Origin of the sequence: Enterobacter sp. Ap-1006, assembly GCF_011752835.1 — a bacterium.
Lineage (GTDB): Bacteria > Pseudomonadota > Gammaproteobacteria > Enterobacterales > Enterobacteriaceae > Cedecea.
Map to the genome: position 1 here is coordinate 34,894 of NZ_VWWU01000002.1, position 16,585 is coordinate 51,478.

A 16,585-nucleotide genomic window follows, 5' to 3' on the forward strand; every position below is an offset into this window, starting at 1 on the left:
CAGATCGCCTGCTCTCTCCCTGCGCCAGTTACTTCTTCACATCCACCTGATAAAAGATATGCTTCCCGAACGGGTCAATTTCATACCCGGTCACCTCTTTACGCACCGGCTCGAAAATCGTGGAGTGGGCAATCATCACCGCAGGCATCTGGTCGTGCATCATTTGCTGCGCTTCTTTGTAGAGCTCAACTCGCTTATCATGGTTCCCCTCGGCACGGGCTTCAAGAATCAGCTTATCAAACGGCTGGTAACACCATTTGGATGAGTTAGACCCGCCGTTGGCCGACGTGCAGGTAAACAGCGGCCCGAAGAAGTTGTCCGGGTCGCCGGTGGCCGTCGTCCAGCCCATCAGCGCGGCCTGGTGCTCCCCACCCTTCACTCGCTTGAGGTATTCGCCCCATTCGTAGGTGACAATTTTCGCCGTCACGCCAACTTTAGTCCAGTCGGCCTGAATCATCTCTGCCATACGTTTAGCGTTCGGGTTATACGGGCGCTGAACCGGCATTGCCCACAGGTCAATACTCATGCCGTTGGCAAACCCGGCTTCTTTGAGCAGCACCTTCGCTTTTTCAGGATCGTAATCGTAATCCTTGAGCTTATCGTCTGCGCTCCACACGCCCGGCGGCAGCAGGTTTTTCGCCTCGATGCCCGTGCCGTGGAACACCGCTTCGATAATGGCCGGTTTGTTAATCGCCATTGCCAGCGCCTGGCGCACTTTCACGTTATCGAGCGGCGGTTTCTGGGTGTTAAAGGCCAGAAAACCGGTATTCAGACCCGCTTTTTGCATCAGCGTGATGTCTTTGTTTTCCTTCATGCGCGGCAAATCCGCCGGGTTCGGGAACGGCATCACCTGGCATTCATTTTTCTCAAGTTTGGCGTAGCGGATCGACGCATCTGGCGTGATCGAGAACACTAAACGGTCGATTTTTGATTTGCCCTGCCAGTAATCAGGGAAAGCGGTATAGAGAATGCGGGAATCTTTCTGGTACTGCTTCAGCTCAAACGGCCCGGTGCCGATGGGGTCGGAATCGACGCGTTCCGGCGTGCCGGCCTTCATCATGACATCGGCGTATTCGGCAGAGAGAATCGAGGCAAAATACCAGCCTAAATCCGCGACAAACGGCGCTTCCGGGTGCGCCAGCGTGAAGCGCACGGTGTTGTCATCCACTTTATCAATCGCTGTGATCAGCTTGCCAAACCCCAGGCTTTCAAAGTTGGAGTAATTGCCGTTGGAAACGTTGTGGTACGGATGCTTAGGATCTTTCTGGCGCATAAACGAGAAAATGACATCGTCCGCGTTGAAGTCTCTGGTGGGCTTAAAGTATTTGTTGCTCTGAAACTTAACGCCTTTGCGCAGATGGAAGGTATAGACTTTGCCGTCTTCACTAACGTCCCAGCTTTCCGCCAGGCTGGGCTGCAGTTCCGTGGTGCCGACTTTAAAATCCACCAACCGGTTATAAACCGGCACCGCGCTGGCATCCACGCTGGTGCCCGAGGTGTAAAGCTGCGGGTTGAAGTTTTCCGGTGAGCCTTCGGAGCAATAAACCAGCGTGCTGGCCGCCACGCTGGTACTGATGGAGAGCGCCGCTACGGCAAGTGCAAGCGTTGTAATCTTTGTTTTCATCGCTGTCTTCCTGTGGTGTTTGTCCTGACCCTGAATGAATAAAGCTTGTGCAAAGCGCCTTAATAAATAACATTAAATTTACATTGCCAACAAACAACATCGAACAATAAGGAAACACTATGTCTTCGTCGCTCAGCGAGCAGCTTACCCGGCGCTTCTTTCGTTATCTGGCGGTGACCAGCCAAAGCGATCCGCGCGTCAGCAGCCTGCCCAGTACCCCAGGACAACACGAAATGGCCAGCCTGCTCGCGGAAGAACTGCGCACGCTGGGCCTTGAAAATATTGTGATTGATGAGCACGCCACGGTAACCGCCGTGAAGAAAGGCAACGTCGCTGGCGCACCGCGCGTGGGGTTTATTACGCACATTGATACCGTTGACGTTGGTCTTTCCCCGGACATTCATCCGCAGATCCTGCGCTTCACCGGCGAAGATTTATGCCTGAACGCCAAAGAGAACATCTGGCTGCGCACGGCGGAGCACCCGGAAATCAGCGCCTATCCTGGCGAAGAGATTATCTTCAGCGACGGCACCAGCGTGCTGGGCGCGGACAACAAAGCCGCCGTCACGGTGGTGATGACGCTGCTGGAAAACCTGACGCCAGAGCACCAGCACGGTGACATCGTGGTGGCCTTCGTCCCGGATGAAGAAATTGGCCTGTGTGGCGCCAAAGCGCTGGATTTGGCGCGTTTTGACGTGGACTTCGCGTGGACCATTGACTGCTGCGAGCTGGGCGAAGTGGTGTATGAAAACTTCAACGCCGCCCACGCGGAGCTGAAATTCACCGGTGTGACCAGCCATCCGATGTCCTCCAAAGGCGTGCTGGTTAACCCGCTACTGATGGCGATGGACTACATTAGCCATTTTGACCGCCAACAAACGCCTGAGCACACCGAAGGGCGCGAAGGCTACGTCTGGTTTAACGGGATGCAGGCTTCACAAAGCGAAGCGCTGCTGAAGGCCAATATTCGCGACTTCGATTTGGCCAACTTTGAACGCCGCAAACAGCAAATTGGCGAAGTGGCGCAGAAGATTGCCGCGCAGTACCCGACCGCACGCGTGGAGTTCAGCCTCAGCGATACCTACAGCAACATCAGTAACGCTATTACCGACGATCGCCGGGCCATTGATTTGATTTTTGCCGCTCTGGATGAGCTGGGGATTGAGCCGAAGGTGATCCCCATGCGCGGCGGCACAGATGGCGCGGCGCTGTCGGCTAAAGGCTTGTTGACGCCGAACTTCTTTACTGGCGCGCACAATTTCCATTCTCGCTTTGAGTTTTTACCGCTGCGGGCGTTTGAGGCGTCTTACAATGTGGCGCTGAAGCTTTGCCTGCTGGCGGCGAAGTAATTTGCCCCTCACCCTAACCCTCTCCCCTAAGGGGAGAGGGAATTCATACAGAGAACTCTTGCATTCCCCTCACTCCAACCCTCTCCCCTAAAGGGAGAGGGAATCAGGACAGAAATCCAACTTAGCTTCACTCCCGCGATTTGCGGTGAAAGAAACAGCACAATTTTCTTGTATAGCTCTGATTTCCCCCTCTCCCTTTCAGGGAGAGGGCCGGGGTGAGGGTTAATTTTTACATTTAGTTCTTACATGCCAGCATCGTGGCAAAACGCAGCTTGATGCGGTTGCCGTGCTCATCGGTCTTGTGCAACTGCCCCACATCTTCGTTGTATTTAATCAGCTCCCAACCTTCATAGTAGTTCCGCAGTTCACCCTCTTTAAAAGCAAACGGGAAACCGACCGTGCAGGGAAAATCCTCGGTATCCATGGCCGCCACAATCAGGTTGTAGCCGCCGGGTTTGGTGCAACGCTGCATATTGGCGATAAGTCCAGGGATCGTGCTGCGCTCGAGGAACATCATCACCACGGTGGAGAGAATAAAATCGTACTCGCCGTCAAAGCTCAGCTGGTTCAGGTCAACCTCGGCGGTGGCAATGTTTTTCAGCCCTTCCGTCTCGATAATCTGATTCAGCCTGGCGATGCTCATCGGGTTTTTATCCCAGGCGGTGACGTCGAACCCTTTCTGGTTCAGGTACAGGCTGTTGCGCCCGCCGCCGCAGCCAAGATCCAGCGTTTTACCGGGGGCAACGTACTTCACGGCGTTCAGCACGTCAGAATGTGTGGCAGTTAAGCCGTATTTTTCGCTGTAGTAGCTTTCAGACTTCTCGGTCATGACAGATCCTTATTTTCAGGCCGCGCGGTGCGCAAAATCAATTTCCCCTGCATCAGCAGGATAAAAGTACGTGCCAGCAGCAGGCCGATAATCACATTAGTAAAAATAAACAGCGGCACGGCAATGACGTGAAACAGCCCGTCCCCGCTGCCTTCGCTCAGATGGAGCGCCGTGGTTGCCAGCGCAGAAATACCGAATGAGAAACTCCAGAAGGAGGCATTGAACGGCTGCGCCAGGTACCAGGGCATTAAGCGCAGCATGAAGAGCAATTGCAGCAGGCCGTAACCAAACAGCATTTTGGCAAAGAAATCCGTCACGCCGCCGTTCACGGCAAGGTAAGCGCTGCAGGCCACCAGCGCAGGGGCAAGCTGAATGCCCAGCGAGGTGCGTACCGGCGTGGGCATTTCCCCGGCGCTGCGCATACGGTGCAAAATCGCTGGTTCCAGGCTGAGCCAGGAAAAAACACCGGCCCCAAGGAACAAGATCCCCAGGTCGTGATAACCCAACGCGCCGCAGGCCATCGCGCTGATAAAATTATTGGCGACGGTGGGCAAATACAGCCCCGGCGTTGTGGCATCCTGCGGGTGCGTACCCCGCCATAATCCGGCGGACTGCCAGGCGGCATAACAAAGCTGCACCACGGCGCCAAAGCCAAACATCACTGCAGCGAGCAGCCGCAGATAAGGGGCCACGCCGATGGCCACAAGCATGGTCGTCGCCGGGAACAGGCTCACGAAGCTGCTCATTAAAGGGTGATGAATTTCTGCCAGCACGCTGTGCGGGTAGCGCACCAGGCGAGTCAGGAACGCTAACGCCAGCAGCAGCCAGATGCCGGCGGCAAGCGCCACAAGGGCCTCACCAACAACCGACGGCACCGGCCAAATCGTGGCGGCATAGCGCCAGGCAAACCCCATGCCGATGGTGCCCAGCACCATGCCAAAGTAGCCTGCGGGGAGATTGATAAAGCTACCGGGGATTGGTTTATTCATTTTGTTTATTTTTTAAAATGTATTTTAAATGCATTTTATGCGATTACGCCGCCAAACGCTACGCCGGTGAATTACCTGCTACGTTTATCAGCAGTGCACAGCGAGAAATCACCATGAAAAAATACCGGATCACCGATGTTTCGCGGCTTCATGATTATCAGCATGATGGCGAACAGCGGCAAGTTCGACTCTGGCAAATTGAGGCACTTTGCGCTTTTGGCAACGTCGTGGCCGGGCAAGGCGGCGGCTGGATTGAGGAAGAAGCGAACCTGAGCCACGAGGGAACCTGCTGGCTTGAGCCTGACGCTCTGATCTGGAACGGTGCGACGGTTGAAGATGACGCAAAAATCCTCGGCGAGTCTGAAATTTGCCATCACGCAAAAGTGGGCGGCAAGGTGCTGGTCGAGGACTCCCGCATCAGCGGCGAATGCTTTATCTCGGGCTCGGCCCGCGTGTTGCAGCAGAGCCAGGTGATTGCCGTGCTGGGGCTAACCGAAGATACAGAAATGCGGCTGCAAATCTACGGGAGCGCTACGGTGCGGGCCTCACGCATCGTCCATCAGGCACAAATCTACGGCCACGCGCGCGTGAACAACGCCTTTGTCGAACACCGCTCAGCTATTTTTGATAACGCCGTTATTGAAGGCAATGCAGAGAACAATGTCTGGGTTTGTGATTGCGCGCAGGTGTCCGGTAACGCACGTATTATTGCCGGCAGCGGCGACAGCCAGATCCCGACCATCCGCTACTCATCTAAAGTCTACGGCAACGCCCTTATTGAAGGGGATTGCGTGCTCAAGCACCGCGTCCAGGTTTACGGTAATGCGGCGCTTATCGGCGGCCCGGTTCTGCTGGACAACAATGTACAGGTGTATGGCGAGGCGAAAGTGATGGGTAACGTGCTCATCGAAAACAACGTGCAGATTTATGATGAGGCGGCGGTGGAAGGCTTTGGCGGCGAACTGATTCATCTTCGCGGCATGAAGGATATTAACGGCGCACAGCGAATTACCCGCACGCCGTTTCATGGCATTTTTTAATCAGCAATGCGCCCGTAAATATTCTGATCGTGGAACTCGTCGTTCAGAAACTCGGCTTGCCTCAGGCAACCTTCAAGGGCAAAGCCGTTGCGTTGGGCCACCCGGTTGCTGGCCTGGTTAGTAACGATGCATTTGATGACAAACCGGCGCACCGTCCCTTCCCCCGCGTACTTGCCGATCGCGGCCTCAATCACGGCGGAAACGATCCCCTTGCCCTGCCGATCCTCGCTTAGCCAGTAGCCGATGTAGGCCGTTTTGTCGGTCGGGACTATCTGGTTAAAGGAAAAGACGCCCGCCAGCTCGCCGCGATAGAGGATCATAAACATCTTCGCGTAGCCTTTATGGTGGAGAACATAGTTCCCCTGCAGCGTTTTGCGGGTGTCGTCCTCGGAAACAACATACTGCGGCCAGTTCATCGCCTTTTGCAGCCAGCTTTTATTGCGCTGCACCAGGGCAAAAACGTCCTTCACGAACCGCTCGTTCACCGAATGCAGTTCGATATCATCATTAACCGCAATCACTTCATCCTGCCAGGCCTGCTGTTGTTCCACTCGTGACTCCTGCTTTTGTTAGAAGGTGACAGTTATCTTATGTCACTTTTTTGTGGCAACGCACGAGATTTAAAACACCGCCAAAAGTGAACATATAGAAATTCATTATGAAAGAGTATTTATGCAATAAGAGGACGAGATGGTGAAACGGGCATAAAAAAGCCCCGCGGCTTTTACGCGGCGGGGCTGGATGATTAACGCATTTCGCGGTCGTCAACGTATTTACGTTTGTCCGGCGGTGGCGGGAAGTACTGGTACAGCCAGGTTTCACTGATCGCTTTGCCCTGGCAACGCAGGAACATGCGCATCTCGACCGGGTCGGTGGCGTCGTTGGTCGGATACCAGTCAAACAGAATGCGGTAGCCGTCAAACGGTTCGACGTAGAGGATCTCAATCTGCTTCGCTTCGCCGTTGGAGAGCGTAATCACCGGCTCAATCCCCTTCGGCGCGGCGGCTTTCAAATCGCCCCCGATAAAGTCGATAGCAAAGCGGCGGGACCATTTTTCCGGGAAGTGTTCACCCGGCGCCCAGCCTTCCGGGAAGCTGCCCATCCCGGTGCGGGTGGCATAAACGCGGGCCAGATCCGTCGTCACCGGCGGCAGACCGCTCCAGTAGAGGCGATATTTGAACTCGAATTCGTCCCCGGCTTTGACCGGTTTTTCCGGCTGCCAGAAGCAGACAATATTGTCGAGCGTTTCGCCGGTGGTCGGGATTTCCATCAGGCCAACGGTGCCTTTGCCCCACTTGTTACGCGGCTCCACCCACAGGCTCGGACGCTTGTTGTACCAGCCCATGATGTCCTGGTAGCTGGCAAAGTCGTGATCCAGCTGCAGCAGGCCAAAGCCCTTCGGGTTCTCGTCCATAAAGGCGTTGAACTGAAGTTTCTGCGGGTTATTCAGCGGGCGGCAAATCCACTCGCCGTTACCGCGCCACATGGCCAGGCGGTCGGAGTCATGAATTTGCGGGTGAATGGTGTCGCAGGTCCGGCGTTCGTTGGTGCCGCAGGCAAACATGCTGGTCATCGGCGCGATACCCAGCTGCTTGACGTCTTTCCGGGCATAAAGGTGATTGTCCACCTCCATCACCACGCGCTCGGCTTCACAGCTGATAATAAATTTGTACGCGCCGGTCACGCTTGGGCTGTCGAGTAAGGCATAGACCACAAAAGTCGTGTCGGTGGCTTTCGGCGTTTCAAACCAGAACGAGGTGAAGTCCGGGAACTCTTCCGGCGTGTCGGTGAAGGTATCCACCGCGAGACCACGGGCGGAAAGGCCGTACTGATATGTGCTGTCTACGGCACGGAAATAGCTCGCCCCGAGGAAGGAGACGACGTCACGGCGCGCCAGTTCTGGTGCCTTGAAGACTTTCAGGCCGGCAAAGCCGAGATCCGTCTGGCCTTCGAGCTGCCTGGTGTCTACGCCAGCATTATTGTAGTTAAACAATTCCGGGCGGAAGTGGATTTCGCGCGCCTGATGGGTGGCGGAATCCAGCGAGAACATTCTGACGCGGCGGCGGAACCCCATGCCGACGTGGAAGAACTGCACGTCAAGCTGGCGGTTTTCGATGTTGTTCCACAGTGAATGATCGGCGTCGTACTGAATGGCGTTATAAGCCTGAGGCGTCAGGTTAGCCAGGGTGTTGGGCAGCGCGCGCGGCGCCCCGCCCCATGGTTTTTTCGACAGGTCGTGCGCCATGCCCTGAAGCACCGCAAAATCGAAGGCGGTGGAGTGCCCGTCAGCGATGCCCGATTCGGCGGCAAAGGCGCTTCGGGAGAATAGCGTGGCAAGGGTTGGCGTGCCGCAGGCAGCGGCGAGAGCCATAGAGGCCTGGATAAAACGTCTGCGATTCATGCCTGAGAAATCGTCCTTATGTGTCGATGTGTTTTGTTCCTCCCACGGGAAGAACAGCGGCAAGAGACTGCTACCTGTACGACCGCACACTCTAGACAAAATTCACAGTGAATCCAATGGGCGGAGAAGGCGTTTGGGGGAGGAACGAAGGTTTTTTTTCAGGAAACCAGATATCACCGAAAAATTCGCCATTGTCTGGCGAAAAAACGCTAAAGGCCCGTCAGCCTGTGTGCCGACGAGCCCTGGTCAACGTTACTTCACGCTGACGTCGATGCCGGGGAAGAACTTCTGCGCGAGCTTAGTCACGGTGCCGTCGGCTTTCACCTTATCGATGGCCGCATCCAGCTCTTTTTTCGTGACAGCGTCACCTTTACGCAGACCAAAGCCAATTCCGCTACCGAGGATGGTGTCGTCGCTCACCGGCTTGCCGATAAAGCCAAAGCCCTTGCCCTGCGGCGTGCTGAGAAAGCCCGCCTGACCCGCCGCGGACATCACCAGAGAGGCATCAATACGGCCGTTCAGCAAGTCAGCCCAGGCCATGTTCTGGTCTTTGTAAGACACAACGTTCACGCCCTGCTTTTCCCAGTGCTCTTTGGCATAGGTTTCCTGAATGGAGCCCTGGAGCACGCCGATGGTTTTGCCTTTTAGCCCTTCCGCCGTGGCTTCAAGGCCGCTGCCTTCTTTGCCCACCAGCTGAGACGGAATACGGTAGATTGGCTGGGTAAAGTCAATGCTTTTACGACGCTGCTCGGTGATGTTCATTGCCGAGTTGATGGCGTCAAACTTCTTCGCCACCAGCCCTGGGATCAGCGAATCAAACGACGTTTCTACCCAGGTACATTTCAGGCTGGCCGCCTGGCAAATGGCTTTCCCCAGCTCGACGTCAAACCCTTCCAGCTCGCCCGCGCTGTTGCGGCTTTCAAACGGGGGATACTCCGCTTCGAGGCCATAGCGCAGCTCGCCGGCGGCCAGCGCAGAAAACGAAGAACACAGCCCGAGCAGCAAACTTAACGCATACACTTTTTTCATCATGACCTCTTATCAGCGTGGCTTAACCCGGCACAGCGCTTCAGCGCCCGCCCGAAGTGTGGCTTCATCTTTGGCAAATGAGAGCCGGATAATTTTATTGTCAGTACCGTCGGCATAAAACGCGGAGAGCGGAATGGTCGCCACGCCGTAATCGGTGATTAACCGCTTCACCATCTCGCTGTCGGACTCATCGCTGAAGTGCCCGAAGCGGGCCAGCAGGAAGAATGACCCACCGCTCGGCAGCAGTTCAAACGGCGAATCGGCCAGCAAAGACTGCATTAAATCACGCTTGCGCTGATAAAACGCCGCCAGTGAAAGATAAGTTTGCGGATCGCTCATATAGTCGGCGAACGCATACTGCATCGGCGTGTCGGCGGAGAACATCAGGAACTGATGCACCTTGCAGATCTCATCCATCAGCGCCGCCGGGGCCAGGCAATAGCCAACCCGCCAGCCCGTGACGTGGAAGGTTTTACCGAATGACGACACAATCACGCTGCGCTCGGCAAGCTGCGGGTGCGTCGCCATGCCGTGGTGCTTTTTGCCGTCAAAGACGATGTGTTCATACACTTCATCGGACAGGATCACAATGTCGGTGTCGCGAGTTACCGCCGCCAGCATTTCCAGGTCATGGGCGCTAAATACCTGTCCGCTTGGGTTATGCGGCGTGTTCACGATGATCATCCGCGTACGTGGCGTAATCGCCGCCCGCACTTCGTCCCAGTCAACGGTGAAATCAGGCAGGCTCAGCTTGAGCGCCACCGGTTTGGCACCCTGCAGGCGGACAATCGGCGCGTAGCTGTCGAAAGAAGGCTCAAAGTAGATAACTTCATCGCCGGGATGTACCAGACCGCCGATCGCAGAATAAAGCCCTTCGCTGGCGCTGGCGGTGACCAGCACCTCCTCTGCAGGGTCATACACGGCCCCGTAAAGGCTCGCCACTTTGTCGGCAATCAGCTGTTTCAGGTACGCCAGACCGGTCATCGGGGCGTACTGGTTATGCCCTTCCTGCATGGCTTTGGTGACGCTGGCAATCAGTTTCGGATCGCAGGGGAAGTTGGGTGCCCCCTGAGAAAGATTTATCGCCTTGTGCTGCGCGGAAAGCTGGCCGATCACCGTAAAAATCGTGGTTCCGACGTCCGGCAATTTTGAACGTTGTTGTACCGGGGTTTGTATGGCCATAGCGGCTCCTGAACGTGATGCGATTTGCATAACTATTCAATATCGCCGCCATTGCCACGACAATCGAATTGTTGTCATAATAGCCATGCAAAAAATGCATAGCTCAGCGGAGAGCATCATGACCCGGCGTAATTTTCCCCTAAATACTCTCGATGCTTTTCTGGTCACGGCCAGGCACCTGAACCTCACCCGGGCGGCAAAAGAGCTTTGCCTGACCCAGGGCGCCGTCAGCCGTAAAATTGCGGCGCTGGAGCAGTGGCTGGGGTTCGCGCTTTTTGAGCGCCATGCACGCGGATTACGCCTCACGCCCCAGGGTAGCGCCCTGCTGCCCGATCTCCAGAACGCCTTTAACACGCTGCTGGACGTGGCCGACCGGGCCTGCCATAAACCTGAGATTATTCGTCTTAAGGCCCCCACCTGCGCCATGCGCTGGCTGGTGCCGAAGCTGATTCAGCTTGAGCAGCGTATGCCGGAGATCGAGGTTGCGTTAACCACGACCGTGGAGCACGGCGTCAATTTCAAAAACGAGCCGTTTGATGCCGCCATTGTGTTTGGTCAGCAGGCCAAAAGCGGCGCGCTGCTGTTTGAAGAGAGTCTGACGCCGGTTATCAGTCAGGCGTTGCTTCCGCCGGAGACGAGCAACTGGGAGCGGCTGACCTTTTTGCACCCGACTCGCGATCGTACCGACTGGTCATTATGGCTTGGAAAGAACCCTTCACCGCCTTGGCTGGCGATGCAGAAAAATCAGCATTTCGACACCATGGATCTGGCGATCAGCGCCGCTATTCAGGGATTTGGGATAGCCATCGCAGACGAAACGCTGGTGGCCGAAGATCTTCGTACCGGGCGGTTAGTGCGGCCTTTTGCCGGGAGCGTAAAAACCGGGGCCAGTTACAGGCTGGCGGTGAAGCCCGGCAGCGAAGGCGCCGCCGGGCTGGAGGCATTTTGCAATGCGTTACTCAGTCCAGGCTGACGTGGTGTTTCATCACTCGCTTAAATAACTGCATTCTCAGCCGCATAAAGCGATTTTCGACCTTAAACTGCGCCCGCAGATGAACGCCCAGCCGCAGCGTGCGGTCCCGCCCTTTGGTGCTGGCAGGCCAGCTTAACGGCCCTGGTAACGCTTTGCTGTGCGCCCTGGCGCTGCGGGCGAAGCTGACCCAATAATCGCCAATCTGAGCGGCAAACTGCAGGTCGCGTTCAGTCACGTATTCACTGGCAGGCGGGGAAAGCTGCAGCGTGCTAAAGACATAAGCCACTTCGTTGCCGTGCCAGGTGCCGTTGGCGTAGGTTTCACGCTCGGCCTCCGCCACGTAGTCAAAATAATACCGCCAGCAGGGCTGGCCTGCGCGCTGCTGCGCCTGCATCACCACAAACCCCAGCGTGGTAAAGGCCATGTCCCGGCACACCTGACGGCCCAGCTCAGCGTCGTCCTTAACGCCGGGATACAGCAATTTGATAAGCCCCAGACCGAGACGCTTTTCCCGGCGCAGAAGCGCAACCTGCCCTGCGGGATCTATCCCGAAGTAGCTCAGCACGCTCGCCTCATCGCTGTTGCTGCCCACCATCAGCGGCATGCGGTGCTGTCGTGCGGCAAAAAACGTGTCCAGCATGGGTTCAGGCAAAACAATATCGCCGCTGACGGGCGTCGGCCCGATGTTTAGCGGGGCCTCCAGCGCCCATAATTCACTGGCGGGAAGGGAACGCAGAGCTGCAGCGTTCGCATTCTTCAGCCCAAAATGTTCTGCCACCGCCACGCCGCGCTTCAACGCTTTACGGCGATCGACATCCGGCAGCGTGTAGGCGCTTTGTATAATCCCCTTGTGGAACAGGCCGCTGGCTAAAGGCGATGCCAGCAGAGAAAGCACGCTGCGGGCGCCTGCTGACTCGCCAAACAGCGTGACGTTGCTGGCGTCTCCGCCAAAAGCAGCGATGTTGGCCTGCACCCACTTCAGCGCGGCAATCTGATCGAGCAAGGCAAAGTTGTGGATCGGCCCAGCCGGATTTTCTTCATCCAATGCGGGATGAGCAAAAAAGCCCAGATGCCCAAGCCGGTAGTTCACCGTCACCAACACCACGCCCCGCGAGGCCAGCGCGGCGCCATCATATGGAGGTAAAGAACCGGCTCCAATGGTGTAGCCGCCCCCGTGCAGCCAGACCATCACCGGCAAGGGTTTGCCCGTTCGCCGGGCGGGAGTCCAGATATTGAGGTAAAGGCAGTCTTCTGAGAACTGGCCCGGATCGCCGCCGCCGACGGCTTTGCAGTATTCCAGGCTTTGCCAGCAGGCCGGAGCGAAGGTATCGGCGACGCGAATACCTTGCCAGTTTTCTGGCGGCTGAGGCGCTCGCCAGCGCAGGTTTTCAGTGGGAGGCATGGCAAAAGGAATACCGCGATACACCGCAATATCCCCCTGAAGGACGCCGCTCAGTTGACCCTGAGCGACGTTAACAACGTGTTCCATCTGCTGTTCCTTATAGCTGACATCCCAGCAGGGTAACGCGTTTACAGTAAACCGCAACGGCGTTTGCTGCGATCCTCCGCCTGTTGATAAAGGCTGAATTCATCGGCCACCGCCGCACCCAGCGCCATTTCGAACTCGCTGCGGCTGGAGTGCCCGTGCTGCCGCTGCCCACCGTCACTGCCTAAATTTGACTGGAAGATACCTGCGGCGCTAACCGGCAGGAAATCTTCATAGATGATAGGCTGGGCGATGAGCCAGCCGCGCTCAATCAGCAACTGCGGATCGTCGCCTGGTTTGATGGACTGGCGATGCATGTCGCCCACCGGCGTCAGGCGGTAGCGAAAATAGGCCAGCCCCTGGCGACGAAGCAGCGCATCGCTGTCCGGGAAGCGGCTGAACACCTCCTGCAAATGCTGCTGATGACTTAGGTTGTCCGTGCCGTTTCCCGCTTCGAGCAATAATTCATCATACAGCGCGCGGCCTTTAGGCGTCAGCGCCACGCCGCGCTGCTCAATCTCACCAAACCGGGCGGTGTGGGTGCCGTGGTGCTCACCGGCAAACAAAATAGGCTCTTCCAGCGCTTTAAAACTGGTCTGACGCAGCAAAATGGGGCGCTCACGGCGAGGTGGGCCTTCAATAATGGCTTTGGGCGAGATACCCCGCTCCGGCATCATCGCCTGAACGCGGTCGATATCCAGCGTGCGCGGCGTGAGATGGTTAATGTGGCAGCCACGGAAGCAAACCACATCGGCAATCAGGCGATGTTCGTCGTGCAGGGCGCGGTAAGTGTCGGCGTCAACCGTGGCATGCTGATGCCAGCGGAAGGTTTCCAGCGCTTCGGCCACAAAGGTGTTCGCCTCTGCCTCGCTGAATCCGCCCTGCCTGTCGTGGAGATCGAGCATTTCGCGGCAGCGGGGAGTGAAAATGTCGCGTTTATCGAGGATTGCGGCAGCGCGAGCCCTTAGCGTCGGGTTGTCGATAAGCTCCAGACGCAATAAAGAGGTAAACACGCGGAAGGGATTACGCGCCAGCGCCTGGTCGTCAATCGGGCGGAAAGCGGTGGAATGTACCGGTACCCCGGCCTGGGAAAGATCGTAGTAACCCACCGGATGCATGCCCATCACCGCGAAAATTCGCTTCAGCACCGCCAGCTCTTCGGCCTTACCTACGCGAATCGCACCGTGGCGCTCTACGTTTAATCTTGCCAGCTCGTCAGCATTTTCGAGCTGCTGGTGCAGCTCAGGATCGTGTTCCAGCACGGCCAGGTTTACATCCGCCACCAGTTCTAACAGCGTGCCGTACTGCGGAACTTCTTGCTGGTACATCGCCGACATAGCTTGCGAAAATTTGTCCCGAATCTCATCGGCCGTGAGGGTGTTCGCCATGATGTCATGCCTCCAGTGGATAGTGCTGAAAGCGTAGAACCTGGTGGATCACTTATCAGGAAGAATTTCCATTTTGTGATCTGCTTTGCAGCACCTAAAAAGTAATTTTTTCAGCACATTACATAACGCAGCGTTATGCAGAATGTCTGCCACAAAGAGTATAAATTAACAAAAAATTAACTAAAACAGGCCGCGTTAAAATCTGCAGACCGGCATCACTTTTCAGCAAAATAGCGCCCTTTTGTCGAAAAAATCTTCTCTTATTTAAAGTGGTTATGTGCCTGGCCATAACAAAATGTTAATAATATTTTGCAATGAAGTTATCAAAATTCAACACCGAGGCTTGTCAGCGAAGCCGGACTGTTTTTAACATTGCTTATGGAAAAAAATGGTCTCTTCAGTCAGCGCATTCGCTTGCGCCATTTACATACTTTCGTGGCCGTCGCTCAGCAGGGAACACTGGGTCGCGCGGCTGAAACTCTAAACCTGAGCCAGCCGGCGCTCTCCAAAACCCTCAATGAGCTGGAGCAGCTTACCGGCACACGTCTGTTCGAACGCGGGCGGTTAGGCGCTCAGCTAACGCTCACCGGCGAGCAGTTTTTAACCCATGCGGTAAAAGTGCTTGATGCCCTGAATCATGCCGGGCAGTCGTTTGTACGCCGGGAAGACCGGCCTTCTGATGTGATACGGATTGGCGCGCTGCCTACCGCTGCGCTGGGTATTTTACCGGCGGTGATCGGCGAGTTTCATAGGCAGCAGAGCGACGTCACCCTGCAGGTTGGCACCATGAATAACACCATGCTGCTGGCGGGATTGAAGTCCGGGGAGCTGGATTTAGGGATTGGGCGCATGTCCGACCCTGAGCTGATGACGGGCCTGAACTATGAACTGCTGTTCCTTGAGTCTCTCAAGCTGGTTGTTCGCCCTAACCACCCGCTGCTGCATGAAAATATTACCCTTAGCCGGGTGATGGAATGGCCCGCGGTGGTCTCCCCCCAGGGCACCGTGCCGCGCGACAACGCGGAATCTTTGCTCGCTTCACAGGGCTGCAAGCTGCCTTCAACCTGCATCGAAACGCTGTCGGCTTCGCTCTCCCGCCAGCTGACCGTAGACTACAACTATGTCTGGTTTGTCCCTTCAGGCGCGGTGAAGGACGATTTGCGTCAGGGTACGCTGACCGCGCTTCCGGTCCCGATTCCGGGCGTCGGGGAACCTATCGGGATTCTTACGCGGGTGGACACTCAGCTCTCAACGGCTGCGCAAATTCTGCTGTCGTCGATTCGTAAATCAATGCCGTCCTGAGGGAGCTCGCCGCCATCCCGACGCTCAACGGCTTCGTTTGGCGTGTTTCTCCCAGGTTTCCAGTTTGGCCTGCTCTGATTTTTTTAAAGCAACATAGCAGGCCCCGCTTCCGCCGTGGTGCGGCATCGCCACGCAAAAAGCCTGCACTTCGTCAAACTCGGCCAGCCAGCGCCCAAGGAAGCTACGCACCACGTTGGCATGGGATTTATCTTCTCGTCCTTTGCCGTGCACGATGAGCACATTACGCAGGCCGTCCTGCTTAGCCTGCATAATGTAGGCAAACAACATCTGCCGGCAGCGCTCCACGGGCTGGCGGAGCAGATTAAGACTTGCCTGCTGGCCGTATTTTCCGAGCCGGAGCTTGTCCAGGACGCCGCTCTGCAGCCCCTCTCGCTTGTACTCCAGCGGCGTGTCGAGGGGAATGATGTCCAAAAAGTCGGTGGTGAGAAAGTTGTCCAGTTGGGTGGGATCTGGCTTCACGCCAATGTGCTCTTTCTGAGGTTTGATCCACTGGCTGTCCGCACAGTTTTTCAGCGGTTTGACATCCTCCATGGCGTCAAGAAACAGCGATTTGTCGTCAAGGTTCACGGTCAATCCTCCTGAGTTAGCTGCCGCTACTATAACCTCGCCCTGCCTGAGGCTCAACGGGACAGCCGTGGGAGATATTCCAGAATAGTTGGCAAATTATTTATGTCACCGGATCTTTAAAATGAAAATATAAAGTTTGCATTTACGTTAAAGAAAGGTAAATCAAATGACCGTAAAAGAAATTATTATTCCCTTCACCGGGGAAATAATCACCGCCGCAATCAGACGGTCAGTTGCTAACTATTTCGGGCGACAAGTCAGGGAAGTTATCAAACTTTTTTCTCCACGTCCGGCCATTATTTTCCGTCTCCGCCTGGAAATTTAGATGCGGTGATAATCCTTTTGAGGTCTGGCTGACCCGGTTGGGGGCATGTTATCTTTTCAGCCTCAAAATGGGCCGCGCAT

General features: G+C 56.0%; 15 protein-coding genes. 5 read left to right on the plus strand and 10 right to left on the minus strand.

The window, feature by feature from the left end; all coding sequences use genetic code 11:
• Nucleotides 1–28: 28 nt before the first annotated feature.
• Nucleotides 29–1,624 (minus strand): ABC transporter substrate-binding protein, encoded by a 1,596-nt coding sequence (locus F3J28_RS07500; protein WP_166874603.1) that lies wholly within the window; start codon nucleotides 1,622–1,624, stop codon nucleotides 29–31.
• Nucleotides 1,625–1,743: 119 nt separating this feature from the next.
• Between F3J28_RS07500 and pepT the strand changes: the two genes are divergently transcribed.
• Nucleotides 1,744–2,973, plus strand: a complete 1,230-nt coding sequence (gene pepT, locus F3J28_RS07505) for a peptidase T (RefSeq protein WP_166874606.1) — start codon at nucleotides 1,744–1,746, stop codon at nucleotides 2,971–2,973.
• Between the two features lie 235 nt (nucleotides 2,974–3,208).
• Here pepT and tehB read toward each other — a convergent pair whose 3' ends face one another.
• Both tehB and tehA read right to left on the minus strand, forming a co-directional pair.
• Complete coding sequence (gene tehB, locus F3J28_RS07510; protein WP_166874609.1) at nucleotides 3,209–3,802, minus strand: tellurite resistance methyltransferase TehB; 594 nt, start codon at nucleotides 3,800–3,802, stop codon at nucleotides 3,209–3,211.
• The gene (gene tehA / locus F3J28_RS07515; protein WP_166874612.1) at nucleotides 3,799–4,791 is read right to left on the minus strand and encodes a dicarboxylate transporter/tellurite-resistance protein TehA; all 993 of its coding nucleotides are present in this window, start codon (nucleotides 4,789–4,791) and stop codon (nucleotides 3,799–3,801) included. Before tehA ends, tehB begins: the two co-directional genes overlap by 4 nt.
• A gap of 113 nt (nucleotides 4,792–4,904) precedes the next feature.
• On the opposite strand from tehA, the gene ydcK reads away from it, so the two are divergent.
• On the plus strand, nucleotides 4,905–5,831 hold the full coding sequence (gene ydcK / locus F3J28_RS07520; protein ID WP_166874615.1) for a YdcK family protein: 927 nt from the start codon (nucleotides 4,905–4,907) through the stop codon (nucleotides 5,829–5,831).
• On the opposite strand, the gene rimL is transcribed toward ydcK, so the two are convergent.
• From rimL to F3J28_RS07540, 4 genes are all read right to left on the minus strand, one after another.
• Nucleotides 5,828–6,382: a 50S ribosomal protein L7/L12-serine acetyltransferase gene (gene rimL / locus F3J28_RS07525; RefSeq protein ID WP_166874619.1), complete on the minus strand. Its 555-nt coding sequence runs from the start codon at nucleotides 6,380–6,382 to the stop codon at nucleotides 5,828–5,830. The two genes, ydcK and rimL, sit on opposite strands and share 4 nt — an antisense overlap.
• A 194-nt stretch (nucleotides 6,383–6,576) precedes the next feature.
• Nucleotides 6,577–8,232, minus strand: coding sequence for a glucan biosynthesis protein D (locus tag F3J28_RS07530; protein ID WP_166874622.1), 1,656 nt, complete (start codon nucleotides 8,230–8,232; stop codon nucleotides 6,577–6,579).
• A gap of 252 nt (nucleotides 8,233–8,484) precedes the next feature.
• Complete coding sequence (locus F3J28_RS07535; RefSeq protein ID WP_085541781.1) at nucleotides 8,485–9,261, minus strand: transporter substrate-binding domain-containing protein; 777 nt, start codon at nucleotides 9,259–9,261, stop codon at nucleotides 8,485–8,487.
• 12 nt (nucleotides 9,262–9,273) lie between these two features.
• On the minus strand, nucleotides 9,274–10,443 hold the full coding sequence (locus tag F3J28_RS07540) for a pyridoxal phosphate-dependent aminotransferase (protein ID WP_166874625.1): 1,170 nt from the start codon (nucleotides 10,441–10,443) through the stop codon (nucleotides 9,274–9,276).
• Nucleotides 10,444–10,561: 118 nt separating this feature from the next.
• On the opposite strand from F3J28_RS07540, the gene F3J28_RS07545 reads away from it, so the two are divergent.
• A complete protein-coding gene (locus F3J28_RS07545) occupies nucleotides 10,562–11,416 on the plus strand; it encodes a LysR family transcriptional regulator (RefSeq protein ID WP_166874628.1) in 855 nt (284 codons plus the stop codon).
• Here the strand turns inward: F3J28_RS07545 and F3J28_RS07550 are convergent.
• Both F3J28_RS07550 and hglS read right to left on the minus strand, forming a co-directional pair.
• On the minus strand, nucleotides 11,403–12,905 hold the full coding sequence (locus F3J28_RS07550) for a carboxylesterase/lipase family protein (RefSeq protein ID WP_166874631.1): 1,503 nt from the start codon (nucleotides 12,903–12,905) through the stop codon (nucleotides 11,403–11,405). The two genes, F3J28_RS07545 and F3J28_RS07550, sit on opposite strands and share 14 nt — an antisense overlap.
• A gap of 41 nt (nucleotides 12,906–12,946) precedes the next feature.
• Nucleotides 12,947–14,290, minus strand: a complete 1,344-nt coding sequence (hglS, locus tag F3J28_RS07555; RefSeq protein ID WP_008456371.1) for a 2-oxoadipate dioxygenase/decarboxylase HglS — start codon at nucleotides 14,288–14,290, stop codon at nucleotides 12,947–12,949.
• A 378-nt stretch (nucleotides 14,291–14,668) separates the two neighbouring features.
• Here hglS and F3J28_RS07560 point away from each other — a divergent pair, with 378 nt between their 5' ends.
• Nucleotides 14,669–15,592, plus strand: coding sequence for a LysR substrate-binding domain-containing protein (locus F3J28_RS07560; protein WP_039302512.1), 924 nt, complete (start codon nucleotides 14,669–14,671; stop codon nucleotides 15,590–15,592).
• A 24-nt stretch (nucleotides 15,593–15,616) separates the two neighbouring features.
• Here F3J28_RS07560 and smrA read toward each other — a convergent pair whose 3' ends face one another.
• Nucleotides 15,617–16,180 carry a DNA endonuclease SmrA gene (gene smrA / locus F3J28_RS07565; RefSeq protein WP_166874634.1) on the minus strand — a complete coding sequence of 188 codons (564 nt, stop codon included), beginning with the start codon at nucleotides 16,178–16,180 and terminating at the stop codon, nucleotides 15,617–15,619.
• A gap of 166 nt (nucleotides 16,181–16,346) precedes the next feature.
• Here smrA and F3J28_RS07570 point away from each other — a divergent pair, with 166 nt between their 5' ends.
• Nucleotides 16,347–16,505 (plus strand): hypothetical protein, encoded by a 159-nt coding sequence (locus F3J28_RS07570; RefSeq protein ID WP_166874637.1) that lies wholly within the window; start codon nucleotides 16,347–16,349, stop codon nucleotides 16,503–16,505.
• Nucleotides 16,506–16,585 lie beyond the last annotated feature (80 nt).

Excerpts from the sequence above, each read along its gene's own strand:
- F3J28_RS07500 (WP_166874603.1), bottom strand. The coding sequence starts at position 1,624 with ATGAAAACAAAGATTACAACGCTTGCACTTGCCGTAGCGGCGCTCTCC.
- pepT (WP_166874606.1), top strand. The coding sequence starts at position 1,744 with ATGTCTTCGTCGCTCAGCGAGCAGCTTACCCGGCGCTTCTTTCGTTAT.
- tehB (WP_166874609.1), bottom strand. The coding sequence starts at position 3,802 with ATGACCGAGAAGTCTGAAAGCTACTACAGCGAAAAATACGGCTTAACT.
- tehA (WP_166874612.1), bottom strand. The coding sequence starts at position 4,791 with ATGAATAAACCAATCCCCGGTAGCTTTATCAATCTCCCCGCAGGCTAC.
- ydcK (WP_166874615.1), top strand. The coding sequence starts at position 4,905 with ATGAAAAAATACCGGATCACCGATGTTTCGCGGCTTCATGATTATCAG.
- F3J28_RS07530 (WP_166874622.1), bottom strand. The coding sequence starts at position 8,232 with ATGAATCGCAGACGTTTTATCCAGGCCTCTATGGCTCTCGCCGCTGCC.
- F3J28_RS07535 (WP_085541781.1), bottom strand. The coding sequence starts at position 9,261 with ATGAAAAAAGTGTATGCGTTAAGTTTGCTGCTCGGGCTGTGTTCTTCG.
- F3J28_RS07540 (WP_166874625.1), bottom strand. The coding sequence starts at position 10,443 with ATGGCCATACAAACCCCGGTACAACAACGTTCAAAATTGCCGGACGTC.
- F3J28_RS07545 (WP_166874628.1), top strand. The coding sequence starts at position 10,562 with ATGACCCGGCGTAATTTTCCCCTAAATACTCTCGATGCTTTTCTGGTC.
- F3J28_RS07550 (WP_166874631.1), bottom strand. The coding sequence starts at position 12,905 with ATGGAACACGTTGTTAACGTCGCTCAGGGTCAACTGAGCGGCGTCCTT.
- hglS (WP_008456371.1), bottom strand. The coding sequence starts at position 14,290 with ATGGCGAACACCCTCACGGCCGATGAGATTCGGGACAAATTTTCGCAA.
- F3J28_RS07560 (WP_039302512.1), top strand. The coding sequence starts at position 14,669 with ATGGAAAAAAATGGTCTCTTCAGTCAGCGCATTCGCTTGCGCCATTTA.
- F3J28_RS07570 (WP_166874637.1), top strand. The coding sequence starts at position 16,347 with ATGACCGTAAAAGAAATTATTATTCCCTTCACCGGGGAAATAATCACC.